We start from the raw sequence: 988 nt of genomic DNA, 5'->3' as shown, positions 1-988 counted from the left end.
ATGTTAGGATAAGGCTTGCCATAATACTGATCCGAGGAGTCGAACAACACGCCTCCCTCTGATGACAGGACGAGAATGGCCCCTTTCAGATCCTTTTGCTCATCAGATAACACTTTCCAAATGCTGTCCGAGCTGAAATACACGAGCTGCTGACCGATGTTTTTCAACGTTTGCTTATCATTGATCGGCGTCCTTATGGCATATAGATGGTTATCCCACTGATCCGCGGCTTCGCGCACCCAAATATTCGGCAGCGAGACACTTTTGCTATCAAGCGCCATCACCTCCGGGATATAGGAGTGCGCCGCGTTCGTGGATATCAGCCGCATCGGCCGATTGTGACTCAAAACGTACAACACCTGCTGATCCACGCTGTACAACATTAAATTGCGAATATCCTCGTCATCTTCCACGTGGTTATTGAAATACTCCAAGCCGTCATTCCATGTGCTGTTTCCGCCTAAATTATTCTGTTCAAGGCTATGCTGCACATATTCTTGAAAGGGGTGCTGCAGCATGAAGGACACACCCGCGGCCAGCGAACTATCCCGATATAACCCGAATAGAATGGACTGCGCCGAGTCATATTTCTGCCCCAAATAATTATTAACGTTCATCATGGCCTTCTTTTGTAAATCCAGCTCACGGTTGATCGCGGCTTGCGACATCGAGTGATACATGAAAAAGGAAAAGGAAATAATCGTAATAATCGTAATCAGTGAAAACAGGAGCAGCAGTCTCATGAACAAGTTATTTTTCAAATAGGCTAGATAAATTTTCATGAACCCCATCAGACCCTCATCTCCTGCTGTTAATCGGGTTCATTATAACATGTTGGGAGCTGCACAGGAAAACAGACGGATTAGCCCGCAATCACTTCTCTTTTACCCACACGGACATTTCGCCGCGGCCCCTGTTGGCCCACGCATAATACGGAATAAATTTCAAATTGACCTCTTTCAGATGGGTTTCCGCACTGTCCATGTAC

The 988-nt window shown here is 46.5% G+C and carries 1 protein-coding gene and 1 pseudogene; both read right to left on the bottom strand.

The genetic code is table 11. The features are described 5' to 3' along the window. Positions 1 to 791 (bottom strand): annotated as a pseudogene (locus tag AC1DUA_RS39015) (two-component sensor histidine kinase); the annotation flags it as partial. An 82-nt stretch (positions 792 to 873) separates the two neighbouring features. Then, positions 874 to 984 carry a hypothetical protein gene (locus tag AC1DUA_RS39010; RefSeq protein WP_477504787.1) on the bottom strand — a complete coding sequence of 37 codons (111 nt, stop codon included), beginning with the start codon at positions 982 to 984 and terminating at the stop codon, positions 874 to 876. Between the last annotated feature and the right edge of the window lie 4 nt (positions 985 to 988).

The sequence above is a fragment of the Paenibacillus sp. 01T422 genome (assembly GCF_056398785.1).
This window is presented reverse-complemented; position numbering and strand designations above follow the sequence as displayed.